A 23,801-nucleotide genomic window follows, 5' to 3' on the forward strand; every position below is an offset into this window, starting at 1 on the left:
CATCGACAGCCTCGGAGCGGCGGAGAACACTCGGCTCGGTGCATCACTCCAGCGACGACTCGCGCACCGCGGCTCCGCCGACCCGCCGCACCGGCGGTGAGACGGCCTTTCGCGTACTGCTCGGGGTCGTTGTACTGAATTTCCTGGCCGTCCTGGCGACCGGACGGTTCATGGCCGCCGTACTGAGCTGCTTCGGGTTCTTCGCCTGGTGGGGCTGTGTCGATCTGACGGGTCACATCGTCTCGGTCGCGCGTGACCCGTGGGCGTCCCTCACCCGGGGTGTGGAGGTGGAGGCCGACTACGTCAGGTCCGAGGCGCGCCCCGGCGGCCGGATGCCGCACACCTGGGTGTACCGGTACACGGCCCCGGACGGCCAGGTGTCCGAGTACCTGACCAGTCCTCCGCTGCGCGGCTCGAAGCCCCCGCCGACCAGAACGGTCAGCGTCGTCCCCGACAGCAAGCAGGGTGCCCGGTCCCGGGCCGACGCCGGGTTCACCCTGCTGGGCAGCGCCGCCCTCGTGGCGATACCGGGCGTGCCGCTTTGGGGGATCGGCTGAGCCGGTGCCCACGGGGAGCCGCTCCGGGTCCGGGAGCAAAACCATGGACGAGCGGTCCTCCCCGGTACTACCGTCAGAACCGCAATACCTCTGACTGAGTCAACTACCCTGAGCGAGCACCGGGGATCGATCATGACCGTCCAGGACATCCGTGCCTTCAACCGCTTCTACACGAACGTCATCGGCGCCCTCGACTACAGCCGCCACCTCTACGCCCCCTTCACCCTCACCGAGTCCCGCGTCCTGTACGAACTCGCGCACTCCCCGCACACGGACGCGGCCGACCTCCGTTCCGAACTGTCCCTGGACGCCGGGTACTTGAGCCGGATCCTGAACCGGTTCGAGCAGGACGGGCTGATCGAGCGGGCGCCCTCGCGGCGGGATCCGCGGCGGCGGCAGATCACGCTCACCGCACACGGGCGGGAGACCGCCGACCTGCTGGCCGAGCGGGCGGACGAATCCGTCGGCGCGCTCCTCGCGACCGTGCCAGCCACCGACCGGCCCCGGCTCTCCGAGGCGCTGCACACCGTACGCACCCTCCTGTCGGACCCCCCGCTCACCCGGCCCGAGGACGTCGTGCTGCGGGAGCCCGGGCCCGGTGACCTGGGGTGGATCGTGCAGCGCAACGCGGCGTTGTATGCCGCCGAGTACGACTTCAACGCCGACTACGAGGGGCTCGTGGCGCGGATCGTCGCCGACTTCGCCGAGGACCACGACCCGCACCTCGAACGCGTGTGGATCGCCGAGCTGGACGGGCGGCCGGTGGGGTGTGTGATGTGCGTGCGGGACGACGCCCCAGGGACCGCCCGGCTGCGGCTGCTGCTCGTCGAGCCGGATGCCCGAGGGCTTCGGATCGGGGACCAACTGGTCCGTGCGGTCGTCGAGTTCGCGCGCGGTGTCGGTTACCGCGACCTCGTGCTGTGGACCAACGACATCCTCGGCGCCGCCCGCCGCGTCTACCAGCGGCACGGTTTCGTCCTGGTCGCCGAGAAACCCCACCGCTCCTTCGGCCAGGACCTCGTCGGCCAGGACTGGCGCCTGGACCTGCACGGAAGTCGTGAGTGACGAGTAGGGTCCAGAGCATGAAGTTCGCGTTCTCCACCCTCGGTGTCCCGGGCCTCCCCCTCGCCGACGTGCTGCACCTCGCCGTCACGCACGGCTACCACGGTGTCGAGTTGCGCGCGCACCCGGAGGAGCCCGTGCACCCCGGTATCGACGCCGCCCAACGGGCCGACGCGGTCGCCGAGTTCAAGGCGGCCGGGGTCGAAGTCCTGGGCCTCGCCGGGTACGCACGGGTGGCCGCGCCGGGCGACGACGACACCGTGCTCGCGGAGATCCGTGAACTCCTGGAACTGGCACGGGACTTGGGTGCGCCCTACGTCCGCGTCTTCCCCGGCGGGGGTACCGAACAGTCCGCCCACGAGGCCGACGCGACCGCCGCCCGCCGCCTGGGCACGGCGGCGGAGTGGGGCGCCGACCTCGGCGTACGGATCCTGCTGGAGACCCACGACTCGCACCGGACCGGCGCGGACGCGCTCCGCGTGCTGGGCCCGGTCGGGCACCGTCAGGTGGGCGCGCTGTGGGACGTCATGCACACCTGGCTGGGCGGCGAGCAGCCGGCGGAGACGCTGGCCGCGCTGGGCCCGTATCTCGGATACGTGCAGGTCAAGGACATCGCGTCGGCCGACGACACCACCCCGCTGCCGCTCGGCGCGGGCGTCCTCCCACTCGCCGAGTGCGTGGAACTCCTGACCCGGCACGACTGGGACGGCTGGCTGTGCTGGGAGTACGAGAAGCGCTGGTACGAGACCGCCGCCCCGCTGCCCGAACTGCTGGCCGCCGGTCACCACCATCTGGCACGGCTGCTCAACGACTCGGCGTAGGCCCGACGCGAGCTCCAAGCTCATCGAGCCCTGAACCGCACCGCCCCGTCCAGGCACCACTCCAGCACCGCCGGCCAGGACCCGTACCCCGCGTCCAGGTCGAGGTGACCCGCGCCCGGGATGATCTCGGTGGGGATGCCGAGCGGGTCGCCGAAGACCGCGCGGGCGCCTTCCGGGCAGTACGGGTCGTCGTCGCCGGCGACCAGCCGGGTGACTCCGGGCAGCGTCAACTCGCCGGTGGGCGGCGCGAATTCGGCGATCTCCGGATGCCGTACGACGACGGAGGCGGACGGCGGTGCGACCAGCAGCACCCGGTCCACGTCACCGTCCCCGACCACCCCGCGGGCGACGGCGTGCAGCCACAGCAGGGCGGAGGCGCTGTGCGCGAGGACGACCCGCGGTCCGTCGAGACCGTCAAGGTGGCGGCGCAACTCCCCGAGCCACACGTCCAGTTCGGGGTCGTCGGCGTCGGGCAGTTGCGGGTACGTCACCTGGTGGCCGAGCGCGCGCAGCCGATCGGCGAGCCAGTGCTGCCAGTGGCCCTCGGGCCGGTGGTTCTGCCAGCCGTGCAGGATGAGATACGCGCTCATGCCCCGGACACCCGCTCCTCCAACGCCTTCCGGCACTCCACCCACTCCTCGACGGCGTCGAGTCGATCGTCCGTCGGCCAGGACCGGGGTTCCCAGTAGGCCGTGGCGCCCACCGCCCGCCCGGTCGCCGTCGAGATCTGGGCGTACGGCGCGAGCATGCCCGTCGCCGCGCGGGCCGACCGGGCGTCGATGTACGCGCCGACCTGGTCCGCCCGAGGCACCCAGGTGAACGCGTGCGACCCTCGGTCCTCCTCCGCCGCCACCGCCAGATCGGCCGCGTGCCGGTGGTCGAGCGGCTCCAGCCGCACCAGCTCACCCGTCGTCAGGACCGGAGCCTTCAGTTCGAACCCCACACCGCTCCCCTCATGCCGGCAACTGCCCCCGCAGCGCCCCGAACGCCTCGTGGAAACCGGGGAAAGTCTTGCGTACGCACCCCGGGTCGTCGAACGAGATACCCGGCACCCGCAGCCCGGTCACCGCGAAGGACATGACGATGCGGTGGTCGCCGTAGGACTTGATCTCCGCGCCGACGGGAGCCCCCGAACCCGGGCGGATCTCGATCCAGTCGTCCCCCGTCGCCACCGCCACGCCCAGCCGCCGGAGGTTCTCCGCGCAGGCCTCCAGCCGGTCGCACTCCTTGACGCGGGTGTTGCCGACGTCCTCGATGCGGACCGGGCCTGAGGCGAAGGGCGCGATCGCGGCCAGCGTCGGCATGGTGTCGGAGATGTCCCGCATGTTGACGGTGAGACCGCGCAGTTCGCCCGTGCCGCGCACCCGGGTTCCATGCGCGTCGGTCGTCACCTCCGCGCCCATGCGGCGCAGTACGTCGACGAAGCCCAGGTCGCCCTGGAGCGCGCCGGTGCCGAGCCCGGGAACGGTGACCTCGCCGCCGGTCACGGCCGCCGCCGCGAAGAAGTAGCTCGCGGTGGAGGCGTCCGGCTCGATGTCGTACGTGGTCGCGGTGTAGCCGCCCGACGGGACGACGTAGACCGTGCCCTCCCTGCGTACCTCCACCCCGAACGCCCGCATCATCGCGACGGTGATCTCGACGTACGGCGCGGAGACCAGGTCCGTGACCCGGATCCGCAGGCCCTTCCTGGTCAGCGGGCCGAGCAGGAGCAGGGCGGTCAGGTACTGCGAGGACTGGCCGGCGTCGAGCACCACCTCGCCGCCCTCGACCCCGGACGCCTCGATGCGCAGCGGGTGGTGTCCCTCGGCCTCCTCGTGCCGCAGGTCCACACCCAGGTCGCGCAGCGCCCTGCTCAAGGGACCCAGTGGACGCCTGCGCATCTGCGGGGACGCGTCGAAGCGGAAGCTGCCGCGGCCGGCCGCCGCGAGGGTGGGCAGGAAGCGGGCCGTGGTCGCGCCGTCCCGGCAGTACACGTCGGCCTCGGCGACCGCCGGTCCCTGCGGGCGGCCGTCGATCTGCCAGGCGTCGGGGGTCCGGCCCACCCGGTAGCCGAGCCGGGTCAGTCCCTCCGCGAAGCCCTCGGTGTCGTCCGAGCGGAGCGGACGCCGGAGGGTGGTGACGCCGTCGGCCGCGGCGGCCAGGAAGAGCGCGCGGGCGGTGACGGACTTGGAACCGGGAATGTCGACTACGGTCATGCCCTCATGATCGGCCCGTGGCCGCCCGTCGCGCCGGGACGTCCACGGGATGGACGACCACCGTTCGCCCGCGCGTACCTGTGCGTGACCGCATCCGTCCCGTTGTGCACGGGTTCACCAACTTCCGGGAATCGGCCCGCGGACGGGAACCCGGGCCCGTTCCCCTCCGTCCAACCGGCATGCTGCCGGATGAGTCTCCGCGGTACGGCGTCGGCCTCGCTGCTGGCTGCGAACGCTGACCAACCCTCTCCTCCGTACCGCGGCCGGCGGCAGGCCGTCATCGGCGCGCCCCCCTCCAACTGCGCCGATGGCGGCCCCTCCCCTGGTTACTGTGCACTCGCCTGACCGGCGGAAACTCCCCGGCCCCGGAATCCGGAACGAGCGCACATGCCCTCCAGACGTACCGTCCTCGCCGCGACCATGGGCGTCACCGCGTCCCTCGCGGTCGGCACCCCCGCCCACGCCGACGACACGGCACTCCGCTCGCTGATCTCCCGCATGCCCCTGGCGGAGAAGGTCGGCCAGCTCTTCGTGATGCGCGTCTACGGCCACTCCGCCACCGCCCCCGACCAGGCCGACGTCGACGCCAACCTGAGCGAACTCGGGGTGCGCACGGCCGCCGAGCTGATCGCGAAGTACCGGGTCGGCGGGGTCATCTACTTCAGCTGGGCGCACAACACCCGCGACCCGCACCAGATCGCCGACCTCTCCAACGGCATCCAGAAGGCGTCCCTGGCCCAGCCGCGCGGGCTGCCCGTACTGATCGCCACCGATCAAGAACACGGCGTCGTCTGTCGGATCGGCAGACCCGCCACCCTCTTCCCGGGCGCGATGGCGCTCGGCGCCGGCGGCTCCCGCACCGACGCCCGCGCGGTCGGCCGGGTCTCCGGCGCCGAGCTGCGCGCGATGGGCGTCAACCAGGACTACTCCCCCGACGCCGACGTGAACGTGAACCCGGCCAACCCGATCATCGGCGTACGGTCCTTCGGCGCCGACCCGGACGCGGTGGCGGGCCTGGTCGCCGCCGAGGTCACGGGGTACCAGGACAGCCGGGTCGCGGCGACCGCCAAGCACTTCCCCGGGCACGGGGACACCGCCGTGGACAGCCACACCGGGTTCCCCGTCATCACGCACAGCCGCGAACTGTGGGGAAAGCTGGACGCCGTCCCCTTCCGGGCCGCCGTCAAGGCCGGGATCGACGCGATCATGACCGCACACCTCAAGGTCCCGGCCCTAGACGACTCCGGCGACCCGGCCACCCTCTCCCACCCGATCGTCACCGGCGTCCTGCGCGGCGAACTCGGCTACGACGGCGTCGTGGTCACCGACTCCCTGGGCATGGCGGGCGTCCGCCAGAAGTACGGCGACGACCGCGTACCGGTGCTCGCGCTGAAGGCCGGGGTCGACCAGCTCCTCGACCCGCCCTCCCTCGACATCGCCTGGAACGCCGTCATCAAGGCAGTAGGAAATGGGGAGTTGCCCGAGGCACGGATCGACGAGTCGGTGCTACGGGTACTGCGGCTCAAGTCGCGACTCGGACTCTTCGAGGAGCCGTACGTCAGCCGGGCGGGCGTGGACCTCGTGGTCGGCAGCGCCGAACATCTCGCCACCGCCGACCGCATCGCCGAGCGCACCACGACCCTGCTCGTCAACCGGGCGGGGCTGCTCCCCCTGTCCCGCCGTACGCACGGGAACGTCCTGGTGGTCGGCGCCGACCCGGCCTCCCCCTCGGGTACTACGGGACCCCCCACCGGTGTACTGGCCACCGCCCTACGGGAGTTGGGCTTCACGGCGGCCGTCCTGCCCACTGGCACGGCCCCCTCCCCCGAGACCGTCACCAAGGCCGCGGCGGCGGCGCGGGCGGCGGACGCGGTGGTGGTGGCGACCTACAACGTCACGGCGGCCGACCCGCAGAAGACCCTGGTCGAGCAACTGGTCGCCACCGGCACACCGGTCGTGGCCGTCGCCGTCCGCAACCCCTACGATGTTGCCCAACTGCCCGGCGCCCCCGCCTACTTGGCGTCCTACTCCTGGACCGACGTCGAACTGCGGGCGGCGGCACGGGTGATCGCGGGCCGAGTGGTACCGCGCGGCAAGCTCCCGGTGGCCGTGCAACGCGCGGACGACCCGGCGCAGGTGCTGTATCCGGTCGGTCACGGACTGTCGTACTAGAGGTACGTCGGCCACCCGCCCCACCCCCGCCAACTGACCCAAAGCCCCCCACACCGCTGGCGTGCGCCCGCCACCGAGGGTCACGCTGGGTGGGGGCAGTACGGGGGGAACGATGGGTGAGAGATGGAGCGCCGGGGCGGTGTGCGCGCTGCTCGCCGCCCTGCTGGCCGGCTGCTCCGCCGCGAACGGCTCCGACGCCGGTGACGGCCGCCTCGGCTCCAAGGCCTCGACGTCCTCGACCACCCAACCCACCGGCTACGGCGCGGTGTTCCTCGCCGTCGACGAGTGCAGCTCCTTCGGCACGACGAGCTTCACCGAGGTGCCGTGCACCAGCGAACGGGCCGCCGCCCGGGTCGTCGCCCGCTACGACGGCGATGTGAGCAGCGGTCCCGTCTGCCCGGCGACCACCGACTTCGTGCTGCACATCAGCGCCCAGGGCACCTCGGGCACGGGCCGCGACAGCGCCGTACCGAAGGGCTACGCCTGTATGCGCAACCTCGAACCCCCGCACCCCGGCGACCCGGGCGGCGGGGGCGGGCCGCGCACGATCGTCGGCGACTGCGTCTACGGCTCCGGCAGCGGCCAGGTCCGGGAGACCGCGTGCGACGGCTCGGGGCAGAGGAAGCCGCAGTACAAGGTGGTCAAGGCCGTGCTGAAACGCGGGAGTTGCCCGGCCTCGACCGCCCTGTACGTCCAGCTCGGCGGCGGCCAACCCGTGGGCTGCGCCCGGCCGGTGTAGTCGAACGACCACCAACGGCCGGGCGCGGCAAGGGTGTTACGGGTGCAGCGTCGGCTCGCGCTCGACGCCCTGCCGGTCCAGCCGCGCGTCGTACGGGGCCAGCGGCTTCGCCTGTGCCGTCGTCGCGGCGGGGACACCGGCCCAGGCCAGGATGCGGGCGGTGGCCAGCGCCTTCTGGTCGGCGGTCAGCGCGGCGACGTTCGCGCCGTGGTTGAGGCCGGGCGCGGTGAAGACGTACGAGTCCTTCGCGCCCTTGCCGACGGCGAACCGCTCCGCGCCCCACGGGTCGTTCTGGCCGTAGACGAAGAGCATGTGGCTCGCGTGGTGGCGGACCCAGGTGTCGACGTCGCGCATCGCGCCCGGCTGGAACCTCATCGGGATGGAGCGCGGGACGAAATTGCGGGGCGGCTGGTAGCCGTAGCGGACGTACTTCTTCTCGATGTACGGGAACTGGATGGTGGGCGCGCCGAGTTGGGTGCCCGCCTGGTAGTAGTACGGGGTGTACGGGGACAGGCCCTGGTCGGTGTAGAAGGAGAAGCCGGAGATCGTGTCGACCGAGGTCCAGATCTCGTCGTCGGTGGCGGTCGCCGCGTTCGCGGGGATGGTGTCGCAGTCGGAGAGCAGGCTGTACTGCCAGAAGCCCCAGACGTAGTCGAGGACGACGGCCTCGTAGGCCTTGTCCAGGCTGCCGACGGTGGTGAAGGTGAACCCGTTCTCCGCCGCGAAGGCCGCGTACTTCCGCTCCAGCGGCTGCCTGCGCACCAGCGCCTCGCGCTGTACGGCGTCCAGGCGGTCGCGGCACTCCTTGGTGCCGACCTTGGTGAAGAAGCGGTCGTAGGCCGAATCCTCGTTGTTCACCACGTCGTTGGGGGCGACGTAGGCGACGACGCCGTCCATGTCGTGCGGGTAGAACCGCTCGAAGTACGTGGCGGTCATGCCGCCCTTGGAGCCGCCGGTGGCGATCCAGTTCTTGGTGTAGATCGACTTGAGGGCCTTGAAGACGCGGTGCTGGTCGCTGGCCGCCTGCCAGATGTCGAGCTTGGACCAGTCGGCGGGCTCGGGCCGGGAGGGCGTGAAGTAGCGGTATTCCAGGGAGACTTGGTTGGCGTCCGCGATCCGGGTCGGTTCACTGCGGCTGGGGGTCGTGGAGACGTTGTAGCCGCTGGTGTAGAAGACCGTCGGGCGCGAGACGTCCTTGTGCAGCACGGTGATCCGCTGCTGGAACGTGCCCTTGGACGGGTGCCGGTGGTCGACCGGCTGGGTGTAGTTCAGGACGAAGTAGCGGTAGCCGGTGTACGGCTTCTCCTGGACCAGGCTCATGCCGGGTATCGCCAGCAACTGGTCCTTGATGTCCGCGACTTGACCGGTTCGGCCGGCCTGGGCGGCGGTGGCCACCCCGGCTGTGCTCAGTGTGCCTATGAGCACGGTGAGCGCCAGCAGCCATCTGAGCGCCTTGCGCATACGGTCTCCCCTGTGAGGCAGTTGTGAACCGGAAGCTATCCGAGCAACTACCGTCACACCAGGGGGGATTGTTCACTCAGGGCACGGGCCGAGGGTTCAGCACAGGATCCAGCCCGAGCCGACCGAGCCGCCGGCGACCGCGCCCTTGATCCGTACGCAGCGGTGCCCTGCGTGCACGGTGACCGGTCCGGCGCGGCGCGTGTACCGCCCCTTGTCGACGACCGGGCGGCTGCCGCGGGCCTGGACGCTGACCGACATCGTGCGCTTGGCGCCGGGGGTCTTGGGGGCGGTGTACGCGCAGATGTAGTCGCCCCGGCGGAAGACATGGACGGTGCCGGTGGAGAAGGACAGCGTCGCCACCTCCCGCCCCGGACAGACCGAGACCGCCTGGGCGCTGCCTGGGGCCGCGAGCGCGAGCAGTCCGGACACGGTGAGCACGGCCGTGCCGAGCGCCACCCGCCGTCGTAGCGCACCCATGTCCACAGTCATCCCTCCCGCACAGCAGCCGAACAGCGTACTGATGTACGGACGCAAGACGTATGTCGAACGGTTGCGCGCCCCCCTCAGCGCGAGGTACCGACCGGCTCCTCGGTCTCGGGAGCGCCCACGAAGGTCCGCCACAGCTCGGCGTAGTACCCGTCGAGCGCGAGCAGTTCGTCGTGCGTGCCGTCCTCCACCACCCTCCCGTGATCCATCACCACGACCCGGTCCGCGCGGGCCGCGGTCGTCAGGCGGTGGGCTACTACGAGGGTGGTGCGGCGGCCTGCGAGGCGGTCGGTGGCCTGGTTGACCTGGGCTTCCGTCGCCAGGTCGAGGGCCGCTGTCGCCTCGTCCAGGAGGAGGATGTCGGGGTCCACCAGCTCCGCGCGGGCCAGGGCGATCAGCTGGCGCTGGCCCGCCGAGAGGTTGCGGCCGCGCTCGGCGACCTCGTGGAGGTAGCCGCCGTCCAGCGTGGCGATCATCTCGTGCGCGCCGACCGCGCGGGCCGCCGCCTCCACCTCGGCGTCGGTGGCCTCGGGGCGGCCGTAGGCGATGGCGTCGCGGACGGTGCCCTGGAAGAGGTACGCCTCCTGGGGGACGACGCCCAGGTGGTGGCGGTACGACGTGATGTCCAGCGAGCGGAGGTCCGTGCCGTCGACCGTGACCCGGCCGCCCGTCGGATCGTAGAAGCGGGCGACCAGTTTGACGAGCGTCGACTTGCCCGCGCCCGTCTCGCCGACGAAGGCGACCGTCTGACCGGCGGGGATCCTCAACTCGACGCCCCCGATGGCCTCTTCATCGTCGCCGTACGCGAAGTGCACGTCCTCGAAGGCGATGTCGCCGCGCAGGGAGAGGACTTCGAGGGGTTCGTCGGCGGCTCGGGTGGAGGTCGGTTCCTGGAGGAGTTCCTGGATGCGGCCCAGCGAGACCGTGGCCTGCTGGTAGCCGTCGAAGACCTGGGACATCTGCTGGACCGGGGCGAAGAACAGGTCGATGTAGAGCAGGTACGCGACCAGGGCACCCGTGGTCAGGGTCGCGTCGTCCACCCTGCCCGCTCCCGCGATCAGTACCGACGCCGCCGCCACCGACGACAGCAACTGCACGAAGGGGAAGTAGATCGAGATCAGCCACTGGCCCCGGGTGCGGGCCGCGCGGTAGCTGCTGCTGCGCTCGGCGAACCGTCGGCCACCATCGCGCTCGCGCCGGAACGCCTGCACGATCCGCAGCCCCGACACCGACTCCTGGAGGTCCGCGTTGACCAACGACACGCGCTCACGGGCGAGTTCATACGCCTTCACGCTCGCCCGACGGAAGAAGAACGTGGCGATGACGAGCGGCGGGAGCGTCGCGAAGACGACGAGCGCGAGCTGTACGTCGATCACCAGCAGGGCGACCATGATGCCGAAGAACGTGACGACCGAGACGAACGCCGTGACCAGGCCCGTCTGGAGGAAGGTCGAGAGGGCGTCGACGTCCGTCGTCATCCTCGTCATGATCCGGCCGGTCAACTCCCGCTCGTAGTAGTCGAGTCCGAGGCGTTGGAGCTGCGCGAAGATCTTCAGGCGGAGCGTGTAGAGGACCCGCTCCCCGGTGCGTCCGGTCATCCTTGTCTCACCGCGCTGCGCCACCCACTGGACGGCCACCGCGACGAGCGCCAGCAGCGAGGCGGACCAGATCGCGCCGATCGCCATCTTGGTCACGCCCTGGTCGATGCCGTGCCGGATCATGACCGGCAGCAGCAGGCTCATGCTCGCGTCCACGGCGACGAGGCCGAGGCTGATCAGCAGCGGGGTACCGAAACCGCGGAGCAGTCGGCGCAGTCCGTACGAGTCCTCGGCACGGACCGCGCGCGCCTCGTCGATGTCGGGTGTGTCGGTCGCCGGGGGCAACGCGTCGACCTGCGCGAGGAGTTCGGGCGTCGCGGGCATCCCGGACAGCGCGGTGTCCTTGGGTTCGCGGTCACCGGTCCACAGTCGGGGCGTGAGCCCGCGCTCCGCGTCGAACTCGGCGTCCAACTCCGCGCGTACGGAGGTGTCTTCGGCCGGTTCGCGGGCGGGCAGGGCGTGGCCGGGCGAGACGCCGCCGAGTTCGTCGGGGTCGGTGAGGAGGCGGCGGTAGAGCGGTGAGCGCTCCTGGAGTTCCTCGTGCGTGCCGATGTCGGCGAGGCGGCCCCCGTCGAGGACGGCGATGCGGTCGGCGAGGTTGAGGGTGGAGCGGCGGTGCGCGATCAGCAGTGTCGTCCGGCCCTCCATGACCTGCTTCAGGGCCTCGTGGATCTCGTGCTCGACGCGGGCGTCCACCGCCGAGGTCGCGTCGTCGAGGACCAGCAGGCGCGGGTCGGTGAGGATCGCGCGGGCGAGGGCGACGCGCTGGCGCTGGCCGCCGGAGAGGGTGAGGCCCTGCTCGCCGACCGTCGTGTCGTAGCCCTCGGGGAGTTCCGCGATGAACCGGTCGGCCTGCGCGGCCCGGGACGCGGTGAGGATCTCCTCCTCGGTGGCGTCGGGGCGGCCGTAGGCGATGTTGTTGCGGACCGTGTCGGAGAAGAGGAAGGAGTCCTCGGGGACCAGGCCGATCGCGGCGCGGAGGGAGTCGAGGGTGAGTTCGCGGACGTCGTGGCCGCCGATGAGGACGGCGCCGTGGGTGACGTCGTAGAAGCGCGGCAAGAGGAGGGAGACCGTGGATTTTCCGGAGCCGGAGGAGCCTACGACCGCGAGGGTCTCGCCGGGGTGTATCTCGAAGCTGAGGCCCTTGAGGACCGGGCGGTCGTGGTCGTAGCCGAAGGAGACGTCATCGAACTCGACCGTCGCCGGGGCGTCGGCGGGGAGTTCCTTGGTGCCGTCCGTCATCGAGGGCTCGGTGTCGATCAGCTCCAGGACGCGCTCGGTGCCTGCGCGGGCCTGTTGGCCGACCGTGAGGACCATGGCCAACATGCGGACCGGGCCGACGAGTTGGGCGAGGTAGGTGGAGAACGCGACGAACGTGCCGAGCGTGATGTGACCGCGCACCGCGAGCCAGCCGCCGAGGGCGAGCATCGCGACCTGACCGAGGGCGGGGACGGCCTGGAGGGCGGGGGTGTACTTGGCGTTCTGCCGGATGGTGCGGAGGCGTCCCGCGTACAGCCGACGCCCGACCTCGCGGAGTTTCCCGGTCTCCTGGTCCTCCTGGCCGAAGCCCTTCACCACGCGTACGCCGCTGACGGCGCCGTCGACGACTCCCGCGACGGCGGCGGCCTGGGCCTGCGCATACCAGGTGGAGGGGTGCAGCTTGCTGCGGCTGCGGCGGGCGATGAAGCCGAGCGCGGGGGCGACGGCCAGGGCGACCAGGGTCAGGGGCAGCGACAGCCAGGCCATGATCGCGAGGGAGATCACGAAGAGCAGGACGTTCCCGATGGTCATCGGGAGCATGAAGAGCAGGCCCTGGATCAGCTGGAGGTCGCTGGTCGCGCGGCCGACGACCTGGCCGGTGGACAGTTCGTCCTGGCGGCGGCCGTCGAGGCGGGTGATCGTCCCGTACATCTCGGTGCGGAGGTCGTGCTGGACGTCGAGGGCGAGTCGGCCGCCGTAGTAGCGCCGGATGTAGGTGGAGACGTAGACGAGGAGGGCGGCGACGATCAGGGCGCCCGCCCAGGGGGCCATGGAGCGGGTGTGGCCGGTGATCACGTCGTCGATGATCACCTTGGTGACCAGGGGGACGACGGCCATGACCGCCATACCCGCGAGGGAGGCGCCGAGGGCGAGTATGACGTCCTTCGGGTATCGCCAGGCGTACCCAACGAGCCTTCGGGCCCAGCCCTGCGGTTCCCCCTGCTTCGCTGCCACGCGGGTGCCTTCCGTTCGCCGATCTACGGAAGGCACCAACGCGGGGCGGAGCGGATTTCATCCCTCCGCAACAAACGGGCGGAGGGCCGGTGGGTCAGGCGCGCACCCGGAGGTAGTAGAAGCGGGTCGTCTGTACGGCGTTCTGGTTGTCGTCGCTGACCAGCAGGACCTTGTAGCCGCCCTTGTCCCGTCCCGTGATCACCATGCCCTCGATGTTGTCGAGGAGGGGGTTCGGCTGGGGCTGCTTCGCCGTCGCGCCGAGGGACGGGCAGTCGGCGATGTCGGCGAGGAGGGTCTTCTTGATGAGGCGGACGCCGGGTTGGCCGGTGAGGGCGTCGATCTTGCTGGTGTCGGTCGCGTGGCGCGGGTCGGCCAGGTAGAGGCGGACGGTGTTGCCGACGCCGCTGGTGAAGCCGCGCTCCAGGACGAGGAGGCGGCCGTCGGGGAGGGCCTGCACCTCGGGGACGCCGAGGAAGGCCGCGTCGGTCTTGTACGCGTACTGCGCGGCCAGCTTGAAGTGGTTGCCCTTGGTCCGGGTCCAGGTCTGGAAGCGGACGGCGCCGGAGGTGTCACCGGCGATCGGGTACTCCATCGACGCGAGGAGGGTGTGCCCGCCGGGCAGCAGGGTCAGGCCCTCGAAGGTCTGGTTGGAGACGGCACGGCCCGCGGGGGCCACCAGCAGCGAGGACGGGACCGGGAGGCGGTCGAGGATCTTGCCGTCGGTGGAGTAGCGGCGGATCGACGGCTCGGTCTCGGAGGTGATGAGGCGGGTGCCGTCCCGGTCGATGACCAGGCCCTCGGAGTCGAGGGCGGCGCCGTTCTCGTCGGCGAGCGGGACGACGCGCTTCGGCTGGAGGGTCTTCGCGTCCAGGTCGAACAGCGAGGAACGGTCCTCCAGGGCGGCGATCGAGCCGTCCTTGTCGACGGCGAGCGCGGAGAAGTTGCCGACGAAGGTGCCGTCGTACGTCGTCTTGTCGAGCACGTCGGAGAAGCGGTCGATCGAGACGGACGACGAACAGGCGTTGGCGGTACGGGAGTTGGTGCTGGAGTTGCTGACGGCGCTCGCGGGCCCGGCGGCGGTGAGGCAGGTGGCCGCCGCCAGGCCGGCGGTCGCGGTCGCGAGTACGGTTCTCAGGCGCATGGGCGCCACCGTAGGACGGGTGGGTGACGGGCGGGAGGCCTACTAGTTAAGCGAGATCCCTATGGGTCTGCTAAGCGAGGTCCCTGTGGGTCGGTTAAGCGAGGTCCTTGTGAATCGCCTTCGCGACGCCCTGGATCGTGGTGATCCCGTAGCTCATCGTGCTGTTGTCCTGGGTGAGCACGGACATCATGTAGTCGCGGCCGCCCCCGTTGAAGGTGCCCAGGCTGTGCACGCGCCAGCCGTGCGTGGAGCGTTGCAGCCAGCCGTTCTTGACGTGCACGGTGGCGCCCGACGGGGCTCCGTACGGCGTGCCCCAACGCTGGCCGGCGATCACCTGGTTCATCAACTTCAGGATGTACGCACGGGCGTTGTCGCTCAGCACGGCGTTCTTGGCGGTGACCAGCTTGAGCAGCTTCTGCTCGTCGGTGACCGTCTCCTGGGTCAGGCCCCAGTAGTTGTTCGCGCCCGGCTTGGTCTGGGTCATGCCGGCGGCGGCGAGGAAGCCCTTGATCTTCGTCAGGCCCAGCTGCTTCCACAGGGTGGAGGTCGCGGTGTTGTCCGACTTGGTGATCATGGCCTTGGCGAGCGTCGACTCCCGCGTCGTAAGGGTGCGGTTGTGCTTCTTCGCGTCCCACAGCAGCGTGGCGAGCACGGTCACCTTGACGGTGCTGGCCGAGTCGTAGGCGGTGGTCGCCCGCAGGGTGCAGGTGGTGTTGGTCTTGCGGTCGTAGAGGCCGACGGCGACGGTTCCCTTACGGGTCGCGAGGGCGGCGGTGATGTCCTTCTTCAGCTTGTCGGCGAGGCCGGCCTTGGCGGACGTACAGCTGACCGTCGGGGTGGCCGCGGCAGCGGGAGTCGCGGCGGCCAGCACGGGTATGAGCACCCCGGCGCCCATGCCGGCCGCCAGCACTCTGGCTCGGCGGGATGTCCAATGAGACTGAGTCATGCATGAGTTGACTCACAGGAAGGCGTGAAAGGTTGTACGGGTTGGGGAACGGTTGTACGACCCGTTACCCGGGCCTTTGCGAATTCACAGCCGAGCACTAGGTCCGGCACAGCACGCACCCACCCTGCCTTCGCACGATGGCCGGGTGACATCTGCCACCGATCCACACCCCCACACCGAACCCGCGTCCGCCGACTGGCCGCCGCCGGCCCCACCCGAGACGGCACCGCCCGAGAAGGCGCCCCGCTGGTCGCTGCCCGCGCTCGTCGCGATCATGGTCCTCGCTGCCGTGCTGTACTCCTGGAACCTGACCGGTTCCAGCCTCAACAGCTTCTACAGCAGTGCCATCTACAGCGGCACGCAGAGCTGGAAGGCCTGGTTCTTCGGCTCGCTGGACGCGGGCAACTTCATCACGGTCGACAAGCCGCCCTTCTCCCTGATGGTGATGGGCCTGTCGTGCCGGATCTTCGGCTTCGGCACCTGGCAGATGATGCTGCCGGAGGTCGCCGCCGCGCTCGGCACGATCTGGATCCTGCACTCCTCCGTGAAGCGGTACTTCGGCCATGTGGCCGCGACGATCGCGGCCCTGGTCCTCGCGCTCACCCCGATCACGGTCGCGATCAACCGCGACAACAACCCCGACACCCTCCTGGTCCTCCTCATGGTGGCGGGCGCGGCGCTCGGCCTGCGCGCCGTGCGCACCGAGAAGCTGCTGCCGCTGGTCGGCTCCGCGGTCTGCTTCGGCTTCGCGTTCAACACCAAGCTCCTCCAGGGCTACATCGCCCTGCCCGCCGTCTTCGCCGTGTACCTGTTCGCGTCGAAGCTCGGCTGGAAGAAGAAGCTCGTCCAACTCGCCGTGGCCACGGTCGCGTTGGCCGTCTCCAGCTTCTGGTGGGCCACGGCCGTCTCCCTCGTCCCCGCCGCCGACCGCCCCTACATCGGCGGCTCCACGGACGGCACGGCCTGGGACCTGATCATGGGCTACGACGGCTTCGGCCGCGTCTTCGGCGGCGAGGGCAACGGCGGCGGAGGCGGGGGTGGTGGCGGAGGCGGCGGTACGTTCGCCGGCACCGCGGGCATCGGCCGCATGTTCAACGACATCCTCGGCGGCCAGATCTCCTGGCTGCTCCCCTTCTCCGCGATCGCCCTGATCGCCGGCCTGGTCCTGGTCGGCCGCGCCCCGCGCACCGACGCGACCCGCGCCGCGCTGATCATGTGGGGCGGCTGGACGCTGCTCCACTACGTCACCTTCAGCATGGCCCAGGGCACGATGCACCCCTACTACACGACCGCGCTCGCTCCCGGCATCGCGGCGCTGTGCGGTGGCGGCGGCGTGATGCTGTGGCGTGCCTTCCGCGGCGGCGACGCGCGCTGGTCCTGGGTCCTCCCGGCCGGCCTCGCGGTCACCGGACTCTGGGCGATCGTGGTGCTGCGCCGGGCCTCCGGCTGGAACACCTGGCTGTGGCCGACGGTGGGCGTGCTGATGGTCCTCGCGATCGTGGGCCTGTTCGTGTTCCGCTCCGGCTCGGGCAACCGGGCCCGGCTGCTGACCGCGTCCGTCGTGGCGGCGATCGTCGCCGCGCTCGCCGGTCCGACGGCGTACGCCGTGACCCCGGCCGCGTCGAGCGGCTCCGGCGGCGGCATGGGCGGCACGAACCCGACGGCCGGTCCGTCCACGGGCGGCGGCATGGGCGGCGGCCCCGGCGGGGGCGGCAACCGCGGCGGTTTCGGCGGGGCGCGGGGCGGCGAGATGCCCGGCGGCACCCAGGCGGGCGGCCAGGCGGGCGGCGGTACGGCTCCTGGTGGGATGACGCCGGGTGGCGGCGGCACGGGTGAGCTGCCGCAGGGCGGCGGAGCGCCGAGCGGGGCGCCTGGTGGCGCGACCGGCGGTACGGCGGGTGGCGCGGCCGGTGGTCAACAGGGCGGTACGACCGGGGAGTTGCCCGGTGGCGGTACGGCGCCCGGCGGGACCGGCACTACGCGCGGCGGCTTCGGCGGTGGCGGTGGCGGCATGGGCGGTACGACGTCCAGCGCACTCATCTCCTACCTGGAGAAGAACCAGGACGGCGCCAAGTGGCTGCTCGCGGTGTCCAATTCGCAGAGCGCGGGCCAGCTGATCCTCAGCACCCACAAGCCCGTCATCTCCATGTGGGGCTTCACCGGCTCCGACAAGGCGATGACCCTCGCCAAGCTCAAGGAACTGGTGAAGAAGGGCGAGTTGCACTACATCCAGCTCGGCGGCGGCGGAATGGGCGGCAACAGCACGCTCAACACCGAGATCACCGCGTGGGTCCAGAAGAACGCGACGGCGGTGAAGGAGAGCGCGTACGACAAGAGCGCGACGACGGAGTCGAGTTCTTCGTCCTCCACCTCGACGACGTCGACGACGAACACGTCGACGCTGTACCGACTGGACCCGTCGGACGTGAAGTAACACTGACGCACCTGCCGTAGCCAACGACGAACGGCCCCCGACCCACCGGTCGGGGGCCGTTTCCGTATGCCTCCGCGCAGTCAACTCGCGTAGACACGAGGCAAATTGTCGCGTCCGGTCACCTGATCGACACGTCTCGTTTATTTACAGGACTGCATGTCCATGCCACGCTCCCGATTGCCGCCCCATTCAACCCGCGTAGATGGGACACTCTTTATGTTGGTGACTCGCATGCACCGCTGGAAAACGGTGGCGTTGACCACCGCAGCGGTCCTGGTGGGCCTCGCGGCCCCGACCCTGACGGCGACTCCGGCCTCCGCCACGACAACGGCGTACGACTCGACGTACTACAAGAACGCGGTCGGCAAGACGGGTACGACCCTGAAGTCCTCGCTGCACACGATCATCAGCGCCAACGTCACGAAGATCTCGTACTCCGCGGTCTGGAACGCCCTCATGGCGACCGACCAGGACCCGAACAACAGCAGCAACGTGATCCTGCTGTACAGCGGCGTCTCCCGCGCCAAGTCCCTGAACGGCGGTGACGTCGGCGACTGGAACCGCGAGCACACGTGGGCCAAGTCCCACGGCGACTTCGGCGAGGTGGTCGGCCCCGGCACGGACCTGCACCACCTGCGTCCCGCCGACGTCCAGGTCAACAGCATCCGCGGCAACCTGGACTTCGACAACGGCGGCAGCGCGGTCACCAACGGCGGCGGCAGCACGGTCGACTCCGACTCCTTCGCGCCGCGCGCGGCGGACCGGGGCGACGTGGCCCGCATGATCCTCTACATGGCCGTCCGCTACGAGGGCGACGACGGCTTCGCCGACCTGGAGCCCAACGAGAAGGTCGGCAACGGCAGCAACCCCTACATGGGCAAGCTCTCCGTCCTCAAGGCCTGGAACGAGGCGGACCCGCCGAGCGCCTTCGAGGAGAACCGCAACAACGTCATCTACAACACGTACCAGCACAACCGAAACCCGTTCATCGACCACCCGGAGTGGGTGGAGGCGATCTGGTAGGCCGGCAGTACCGGGTTGGGCTCCTCGCGATCTGCGGGGAGCCCGATCGTTGTTTGGTGTCACAGCCAACTGGACGGCTGGCAAGTGGAGTCCGAACAAGACAGCGTTCCGAAAATCTGCACCGCACAGGACCGGTTGATCGACAGACCGCACGATCTTGGCGCAGTCTCCCAACTCCTCCGACACGGCTAAGCCCTGGCCCCTATAGTCGCTTTGCGACCTTAAGTGTTGCGACAAGCCGTTGGTGCGTAGATGAGGTTGGCTCAGGGTGTTGGGTCGAGACCTCCCAACTCTCCGCACCCCAGCTCGCCGACACCGGAGCAACCGACCCCTGGGGAAAGGACGGTTTCCTTGTCCGAGATCGAGCTTGGCAAGGGCGTGACTCTCAGACCTCCCGAACAACCGTCCACTGTTCGTGGACTGACCTTCACGAAGGAACGGTCTCAGGGCATCGCCGGAGACTGGACGCTGACCGCCAAAGGGCGCCCTGGCATCACGGTTCGGGACGTCACCTGGGAGGTCGGCGAACGCGACATTCGCATCATCTTGCCGGAGCAGGTTCCCGAAATGCCGCGAGAGATGGCCAAGTTCTACGAACGGCGCCGCGCGGGCGTCTACTACTGCGATAACGAACACCACACTTGGATGACCGCCCGGACCATCACCTTCCGGGCCGACGGCTGGCCCCTCAGCCAGCAACAACCCACACTCGACGCCCTCGACGCCGTGTGCGATCCCGACTTCATCCAAGCGGCATGCCGACTCGGCATCGCCGACATTGGGCCCAAAGGAGAGGTAGTCACGCACGACCGGCCAGGCAAGGGCGAGCTCTGTGCTCTGTTCGAGCCCGATTGTGACGAGGGGGCTCACGCCGCGTTCTACGCAGTGACTCGCGTTGTGCCCGTGTTGCGCCGCATCGATTGGATCTAATCGCCGGGAGGTAAGCCGGCGACAGTTCAAATCAGGGGCACGACCCTTTACCGGCACCCGGCAAAGGGACCATCCGCGCGGAAGCGTGACACTTCAGCGCCGAGTGTCACACTTCCGCGCCTAGCCTCCCTGACGTCGGGGCATCCCGGTGTACCAACCAGATTCGAGCAGGTCGTCCAGAACGGTGCGGAATTGAACTCCACGCACCCGCAAGTGGTCCGTTCACCTCTCGAAGTCGTACTCCAAGATGTACGACGCCGCGTCCAGCACCATGTCGTTCACCTCGACCACCCGCCCCTCTGCGTCGAACGCGGTGCGTACGACGAGCACCACCGGCACACCGGACGACAGGGCGAGCCGGTCGGCTTCCTGGGCGCTGGGCATGCGGGAGCGGATTTCCTCGCGGAAGCGGACGGGCCTGCGGCCGAGTTCCTCAAGCCTGGCGTACATACCGCCGGGGCCGGTGTCGGGCTGCGCGATCCGTGTACCGGCGACCAGTTCGGCCGGAAGGTACGAGGTGGACAGCAGTACCGGCTTGCCATCGAGGACGTACCGGCGACGGCGCACACAAACCCGTACCTCCTCGCCGTCGCCCAGGCTCAGTACTCCCGCGATCGCGGCCGGGGCGTCCTCCTCAGTCACCTCGACCGAGTCGACGACGAGTTCACGGTCTCCGGCATCGGTCGTCCAGATGGAACGCCCCTCGCCCCACTGCGCGTGCGCGAGGCGTTCGAGCCCGCGCCGCCGGATCGGCCTGAAGTCGCGGACGAACACCCCGGCTCCCTTGCGTGCTTCCGCGATGCCCTCCGTCTGCAGAACACCCAGGGCCTGCCGGGCCGTCATCCTCGCCACACCGTGCTCGGCCATGAGGTCGTTCTCGCCGGGGAGCCGCTCACCGGGCCCGTACTCGCCGGCCTCGACAGCCGCTCGCAGTTGTGCCGCGATGCGCTGGTACTTCGGCTGACGCCCCGTGTCCCCGCCGCTCATCCAGGCCTCTCCTCCGGTCATCTCTAGACATCCTAGGCATCAGCCGCCACACCCTCACAGCCGACCACCGAGCCGGGACGAGCAATTTCGCACATCTCTAGAGATCTATTGACGCATCCACACGCGGAGCGCTTCACTGACGACAGCCCACATCTCTAGAGATGTCGGCCTGCCTGTTACCTGCCGTGGAGGTCTTCATGTCAGCCCACACCGCGACCACAGAGCCCGCAAGCCCAGACATGCGGGAAGCTCAGTGGCAACTCCCGCGCAGTCCGCGGAGTGCGGGACACGCACGCGCGCTCCTTCGCTCGCAACTCACGGACTGGAAGATCACCGGTGAAGTCGCGGACACCGCTGAACTGTTGCTCTCGGAACTCGTCACCAACTCCATCCGGCACGCACGAACTCCGCCCGGCCGCGAAATCGGCGTGCGCTTCGCCACGTACGACGGGCGGCTGCGCGTGGAGGTCGCCGACGCGAGCGATCACCGGCCTCGGCCCCGAGAAGCTGCCCTCGAAGACGAAGGAGGCCGGGGGCTCACCCTCGTACAGTCCTTGGCGGAGCGCTGGGGATGCTGTCCCCGCCTGCACGGCATCGGAAAGGCGACATGGGCGGAGCTGTCGCTGCCACAATGAACGCGAGCAACGCAGCGGTACCGCCGATAGCGTCAAGATCACCTCCGTGGCCAACGCCTCCGTTCCCACGCCGGACTACGTCGTCACCGTGACGCTCGCCTACACCGGCGACCAGGCCGAAGTGCTGCGCACACTCGCGGTCTTGGAGGGGCGTACGCCAGAGGAAGTAGCGTTGGACCCCATCGCGCGTAGCGTCCCGTTGTTCTTCTCCTCGCCCTTGGAGAAGGACTCGGAGGGGCTGGGCCATGGGAATGGTCGAGGGGCTCTGGAAGGTCGGGGAGATGCCGCTCCGGGACGGGCTGTACCGGCCTGACGACACCGGCTTGGAGTTGCATGTTGACGGTCCGGGGGCGTACCACCCGGATGCGGGGCAGCCGATTCCCTTCCGTGTCGGAGGACCGTTCGATGTGGCCCAGGCCCTTGAGGAGCACGACACCGACGGGGTCAACACCTACTTCGAGAGCCCGCTGCCGGACGGATCAGGATGGATGTCCGGCGGGGGCGGCGGGATGGGCAACATCGGGTACCTCGCCCGTCTCGACGCCGAGTCCTCTTTGCGGTGGATCGCCGTCATGTTTCATTCCAACCCGTTCGTGAGCGTGCGCTACGAGGGCATGCGCGCCGCGTTCACCAACGACTGGGCGAACCTGCTGGTTCTTGACCTCATGACCCCTGCTCTTGGCTGACCCCACCCAAGCCCACGATGGCGGGTCTTTCTTTCGTAGTTCGACTTCCCGTGATTCAGGGGGAGTTCCAGAAGTGTGACAACTGGCGCTCAAGTGTCATGCTTTCGCAGAGATGGTCCCCCGTCGGCCGGCCGGACAACCGAGGCTTTCTCACCCCAAGACGTCTCTCGCGATGCTGTCCTGGCGTTCCATCAGGGACTTCCAGGTCGTCAGTTCCGTCGGGTGTGCGTCCAGCCAGGCGCGCTGGACGACGGCCAGTCTCGTGTACGCCGTAGTCAGGTAGCCGGTCTCGGACTTGCAGTGGATGTCGGCCTCGGCGACGGGGCTGGTGGCGAAGTCCGTGTCGCGGGGAAGGCTGTTCAGCAGGTGGACGGGGTCGTCCGTCTCGACTCCGGCGGCCAGTGCGCAACGCGCCCAACGGGCGTTGGCCGTGCGGAAGGCCGGGTCCTTGTCGAGGTTCTTGCGGGCCTGCTGCTCGCCCTCACCGAGTTCGATGCTCACCTGGAGCCAGCGCAGACGCTCGGAGCCCAGCAGCCGTTTCTCGGCCTCGGCCTGGCAGCCCGTGGCCGGCCAGGACACCTTGATGGTCTTGCCCTTGGCGGAGATACGCCGATCGGCGGAACCGTAGAGCGCGGCGAGGAAGGCCTTGCTCTCCTGTCGTTCCGACGCGGACGGCGCGGGGCCGGCGGTGGCGGTTTTGAGCGATTCCAGGCCGAAGGGCAGCGGATGGTCGGCGGTGGCCGCGCTCGGCCGGGGGATGGCGTCCGGCGTGTACCGGTAGCCGCGGGCGGACATGCACGTGATGGCCAGCCGCCGTTCCGCCTCGGCGATCCGCCACTGCCGCTCGCTGGGCGCGTGCAGGAGTGCGTAGAAGGGCAGGTCGGCGCTGAGCCGGGCGATGTCCGGCGCCGGTTGCCCGGCGGGCGCGGACGGGCCGGACCGGCCGACGAACACCCAGGCGGCACAGGCGATGACGGCCACGGCGGTCGCGAGTGCGGCGATCTTGCGCGTAACCAAGGTCTTCCTCCTCACCGAGGTCTGTTTCTTTCTCACCAAGGTCTGTTTCTTCGTTACCAAGGTCTGTTCCCGGCACGGTGGATCCGGCGGCGAACCGCCGGATCCATGACGAGGCGCGGATCAGTAGCAGCCGCCCGGGTTCGAGGTGGTCAGTGAGAGGGAGCTGGCCGACAGCGCGGCGGTCAGTTCCAGGACCTGGCTGCCCGGCTTGACGCAGAAGAGCATGCCGCCGCCGGAGTTGATGTCCAGGTAGTACCTGGAGTAGTAGCCGCCGGTGCTGGAGTTGCTGGCGGACCAGGCGTTGTCGTTCACGGTCGTGCCGGAGCCGGCGGTGCCGTACGTCGTGTCGTTGAAGGTGTCGTTCGTGAAGTTGCTGTCGCTGTTGAAGTACGAGTGCCTGGCGCTGCTGAAGCTGGACCAGAACACACAGTGGTAGCCACCGGCGCAGTTGGTGCCGGCCGATGCGGGGGACGCCGTGAGAACTCCGCCGACGGCGAGCGCCGCGGCCAGTCCGGCGGTCGCCGCGAGCGCCCTGCGCGACCGGGCCCATCTGGGCCGTATCGTCATAGACATGACATACCTTTTCTGTCGGTCTCGGGATGACCCGAGCAACACTGGCAGCGGCCCGACCGCTTTCCCATGCTTTGCGGCCGTGGCCGAAAAGCACAGGTCAGCAGCGGAAACCCGGTAAGACCGA

At 69.8% G+C, this 23,801-nt stretch carries 20 protein-coding genes and 1 pseudogene; 10 read left to right on the forward strand and 11 right to left on the reverse strand.

Features of this window, described 5'->3' with window-relative positions; translation table 11 throughout:
• The first annotated feature begins 38 nt into the window (after positions 1–38).
• The 3 genes from ACWIHT_RS23155 to ACWIHT_RS23165 all read left to right on the forward strand — a co-directional run bounded on the left by ACWIHT_RS23155 (position 39) and on the right by ACWIHT_RS23165 (position 2,440).
• The gene (locus ACWIHT_RS23155) at positions 39–557 is read left to right on the forward strand and encodes a hypothetical protein (protein WP_456170084.1); all 519 of its coding nucleotides are present in this window, start codon (positions 39–41) and stop codon (positions 555–557) included.
• A 132-nt stretch (positions 558–689) separates the two neighbouring features.
• Complete coding sequence (locus ACWIHT_RS23160) at positions 690–1,622, forward strand: bifunctional helix-turn-helix transcriptional regulator/GNAT family N-acetyltransferase (protein WP_456170086.1); 933 nt, start codon at positions 690–692, stop codon at positions 1,620–1,622.
• A 17-nt stretch (positions 1,623–1,639) separates the two neighbouring features.
• Entirely contained in the window at positions 1,640–2,440 is an 801-nt protein-coding gene (locus ACWIHT_RS23165) for a sugar phosphate isomerase/epimerase family protein (RefSeq protein WP_456170087.1), read from the forward strand.
• A gap of 20 nt (positions 2,441–2,460) precedes the next feature.
• On the opposite strand, the gene ACWIHT_RS23170 is transcribed toward ACWIHT_RS23165, so the two are convergent.
• The 3 genes and pseudogenes from ACWIHT_RS23170 to aroA all read right to left on the reverse strand — a co-directional run bounded on the left by ACWIHT_RS23170 (position 2,461) and on the right by aroA (position 4,635).
• Positions 2,461–3,030: an RBBP9/YdeN family alpha/beta hydrolase gene (locus ACWIHT_RS23170; protein WP_456170089.1), complete on the reverse strand. Its 570-nt coding sequence runs from the start codon at positions 3,028–3,030 to the stop codon at positions 2,461–2,463.
• Between the two features lie 47 nt (positions 3,031–3,077).
• Positions 3,078–3,383, reverse strand: a pseudogene (locus ACWIHT_RS23175) (GNAT family N-acetyltransferase); the annotation flags it as partial.
• A 10-nt stretch (positions 3,384–3,393) separates the two neighbouring features.
• Complete coding sequence (gene aroA, locus ACWIHT_RS23180; protein WP_456170090.1) at positions 3,394–4,635, reverse strand: 3-phosphoshikimate 1-carboxyvinyltransferase; 1,242 nt, start codon at positions 4,633–4,635, stop codon at positions 3,394–3,396.
• A 387-nt stretch (positions 4,636–5,022) separates the two neighbouring features.
• Here aroA and ACWIHT_RS23185 point away from each other — a divergent pair, with 387 nt between their 5' ends.
• Together ACWIHT_RS23185 and ACWIHT_RS23190 are read left to right on the forward strand one after the other, a co-directional pair.
• Positions 5,023–6,807 carry a glycoside hydrolase family 3 protein gene (locus tag ACWIHT_RS23185; RefSeq protein WP_456170091.1) on the forward strand — a complete coding sequence of 595 codons (1,785 nt, stop codon included), beginning with the start codon at positions 5,023–5,025 and terminating at the stop codon, positions 6,805–6,807.
• Between the two features lie 112 nt (positions 6,808–6,919).
• Complete coding sequence (locus ACWIHT_RS23190) at positions 6,920–7,546, forward strand: hypothetical protein (protein WP_456170092.1); 627 nt, start codon at positions 6,920–6,922, stop codon at positions 7,544–7,546.
• 36 nt (positions 7,547–7,582) lie between these two features.
• On the opposite strand, the gene ACWIHT_RS23195 is transcribed toward ACWIHT_RS23190, so the two are convergent.
• From ACWIHT_RS23195 to ACWIHT_RS23215, 5 genes are all read right to left on the reverse strand, one after another.
• The gene (locus ACWIHT_RS23195; protein WP_456170093.1) at positions 7,583–9,007 is read right to left on the reverse strand and encodes a S28 family serine protease; all 1,425 of its coding nucleotides are present in this window, start codon (positions 9,005–9,007) and stop codon (positions 7,583–7,585) included.
• A gap of 96 nt (positions 9,008–9,103) precedes the next feature.
• Complete coding sequence (locus tag ACWIHT_RS23200) at positions 9,104–9,496, reverse strand: hypothetical protein (protein ID WP_456170094.1); 393 nt, start codon at positions 9,494–9,496, stop codon at positions 9,104–9,106.
• Positions 9,497–9,570: 74 nt separating this feature from the next.
• Positions 9,571–13,305: an ABC transporter ATP-binding protein gene (locus tag ACWIHT_RS23205; RefSeq protein WP_456170095.1), complete on the reverse strand. Its 3,735-nt coding sequence runs from the start codon at positions 13,303–13,305 to the stop codon at positions 9,571–9,573.
• Between the two features lie 94 nt (positions 13,306–13,399).
• Positions 13,400–14,446, reverse strand: a complete 1,047-nt coding sequence (locus tag ACWIHT_RS23210; RefSeq protein WP_456170096.1) for an esterase-like activity of phytase family protein — start codon at positions 14,444–14,446, stop codon at positions 13,400–13,402.
• 94 nt (positions 14,447–14,540) lie between these two features.
• Positions 14,541–15,341 carry a serine hydrolase gene (locus ACWIHT_RS23215; RefSeq protein ID WP_456170379.1) on the reverse strand — a complete coding sequence of 267 codons (801 nt, stop codon included), beginning with the start codon at positions 15,339–15,341 and terminating at the stop codon, positions 14,541–14,543.
• A 196-nt stretch (positions 15,342–15,537) separates the two neighbouring features.
• Between ACWIHT_RS23215 and ACWIHT_RS23220 the strand changes: the two genes are divergently transcribed.
• The 3 genes from ACWIHT_RS23220 (at position 15,538) to ACWIHT_RS23230 (ending at position 19,779) form a co-directional block, all read left to right on the forward strand.
• Positions 15,538–17,826, forward strand: coding sequence for an ArnT family glycosyltransferase (locus tag ACWIHT_RS23220; RefSeq protein ID WP_456170097.1), 2,289 nt, complete (start codon positions 15,538–15,540; stop codon positions 17,824–17,826).
• Positions 17,827–18,042: 216 nt separating this feature from the next.
• On the forward strand, positions 18,043–18,849 hold the full coding sequence (locus tag ACWIHT_RS23225; RefSeq protein WP_456170098.1) for an endonuclease I family protein: 807 nt from the start codon (positions 18,043–18,045) through the stop codon (positions 18,847–18,849).
• Positions 18,850–19,200: 351 nt separating this feature from the next.
• Positions 19,201–19,779, forward strand: coding sequence for a hypothetical protein (locus tag ACWIHT_RS23230; protein WP_456170099.1), 579 nt, complete (start codon positions 19,201–19,203; stop codon positions 19,777–19,779).
• A gap of 222 nt (positions 19,780–20,001) precedes the next feature.
• On the opposite strand, the gene ACWIHT_RS23235 is transcribed toward ACWIHT_RS23230, so the two are convergent.
• Positions 20,002–20,787: a GntR family transcriptional regulator gene (locus ACWIHT_RS23235; protein ID WP_456170100.1), complete on the reverse strand. Its 786-nt coding sequence runs from the start codon at positions 20,785–20,787 to the stop codon at positions 20,002–20,004.
• A gap of 218 nt (positions 20,788–21,005) precedes the next feature.
• On the opposite strand from ACWIHT_RS23235, the gene ACWIHT_RS23240 reads away from it, so the two are divergent.
• Positions 21,006–21,401: an ATP-binding protein gene (locus ACWIHT_RS23240; RefSeq protein WP_456170101.1), complete on the forward strand. Its 396-nt coding sequence runs from the start codon at positions 21,006–21,008 to the stop codon at positions 21,399–21,401.
• 245 nt (positions 21,402–21,646) lie between these two features.
• Complete coding sequence (locus ACWIHT_RS23245) at positions 21,647–22,087, forward strand: hypothetical protein (protein WP_456170103.1); 441 nt, start codon at positions 21,647–21,649, stop codon at positions 22,085–22,087.
• 150 nt (positions 22,088–22,237) lie between these two features.
• Here ACWIHT_RS23245 and ACWIHT_RS23250 read toward each other — a convergent pair whose 3' ends face one another.
• The gene (locus ACWIHT_RS23250; protein WP_456170104.1) at positions 22,238–23,104 is read right to left on the reverse strand and encodes a hypothetical protein; all 867 of its coding nucleotides are present in this window, start codon (positions 23,102–23,104) and stop codon (positions 22,238–22,240) included.
• A gap of 120 nt (positions 23,105–23,224) precedes the next feature.
• Positions 23,225–23,671: a hypothetical protein gene (locus ACWIHT_RS23255; protein ID WP_456170105.1), complete on the reverse strand. Its 447-nt coding sequence runs from the start codon at positions 23,669–23,671 to the stop codon at positions 23,225–23,227.
• Positions 23,672–23,801: the final 130 nt, after the last annotated feature.

Source organism: Streptomyces sp. NPDC002276, from assembly GCF_053891435.1.

What these genes read in the sequence shown, in the direction of transcription:
- aroA (WP_456170090.1), bottom strand. Translation starts at nt 4,635, where the DNA reads ATGACCGTAGTCGACATTCCCGGTTCCAAGTCCGTCACCGCCCGCGCG.
- ACWIHT_RS23225 (WP_456170098.1), top strand. Translation starts at nt 18,043, where the DNA reads ATGTTGGTGACTCGCATGCACCGCTGGAAAACGGTGGCGTTGACCACC.
- ACWIHT_RS23245 (WP_456170103.1), top strand. Translation starts at nt 21,647, where the DNA reads ATGGGAATGGTCGAGGGGCTCTGGAAGGTCGGGGAGATGCCGCTCCGG.
- ACWIHT_RS23160 (WP_456170086.1), top strand. Translation starts at nt 690, where the DNA reads ATGACCGTCCAGGACATCCGTGCCTTCAACCGCTTCTACACGAACGTC.
- ACWIHT_RS23170 (WP_456170089.1), bottom strand. Translation starts at nt 3,030, where the DNA reads ATGAGCGCGTATCTCATCCTGCACGGCTGGCAGAACCACCGGCCCGAG.
- ACWIHT_RS23185 (WP_456170091.1), top strand. Translation starts at nt 5,023, where the DNA reads ATGCCCTCCAGACGTACCGTCCTCGCCGCGACCATGGGCGTCACCGCG.
- ACWIHT_RS23210 (WP_456170096.1), bottom strand. Translation starts at nt 14,446, where the DNA reads ATGCGCCTGAGAACCGTACTCGCGACCGCGACCGCCGGCCTGGCGGCG.
- ACWIHT_RS23255 (WP_456170105.1), bottom strand. Translation starts at nt 23,671, where the DNA reads ATGACGATACGGCCCAGATGGGCCCGGTCGCGCAGGGCGCTCGCGGCG.
- ACWIHT_RS23165 (WP_456170087.1), top strand. Translation starts at nt 1,640, where the DNA reads ATGAAGTTCGCGTTCTCCACCCTCGGTGTCCCGGGCCTCCCCCTCGCC.
- ACWIHT_RS23235 (WP_456170100.1), bottom strand. Translation starts at nt 20,787, where the DNA reads ATGACCGGAGGAGAGGCCTGGATGAGCGGCGGGGACACGGGGCGTCAG.
- ACWIHT_RS23240 (WP_456170101.1), top strand. Translation starts at nt 21,006, where the DNA reads ATGCGGGAAGCTCAGTGGCAACTCCCGCGCAGTCCGCGGAGTGCGGGA.
- ACWIHT_RS23190 (WP_456170092.1), top strand. Translation starts at nt 6,920, where the DNA reads ATGGGTGAGAGATGGAGCGCCGGGGCGGTGTGCGCGCTGCTCGCCGCC.
- ACWIHT_RS23215 (WP_456170379.1), bottom strand. Translation starts at nt 15,341, where the DNA reads ATGGGCGCCGGGGTGCTCATACCCGTGCTGGCCGCCGCGACTCCCGCT.
- ACWIHT_RS23200 (WP_456170094.1), bottom strand. Translation starts at nt 9,496, where the DNA reads ATGACTGTGGACATGGGTGCGCTACGACGGCGGGTGGCGCTCGGCACG.
- ACWIHT_RS23195 (WP_456170093.1), bottom strand. Translation starts at nt 9,007, where the DNA reads ATGCGCAAGGCGCTCAGATGGCTGCTGGCGCTCACCGTGCTCATAGGC.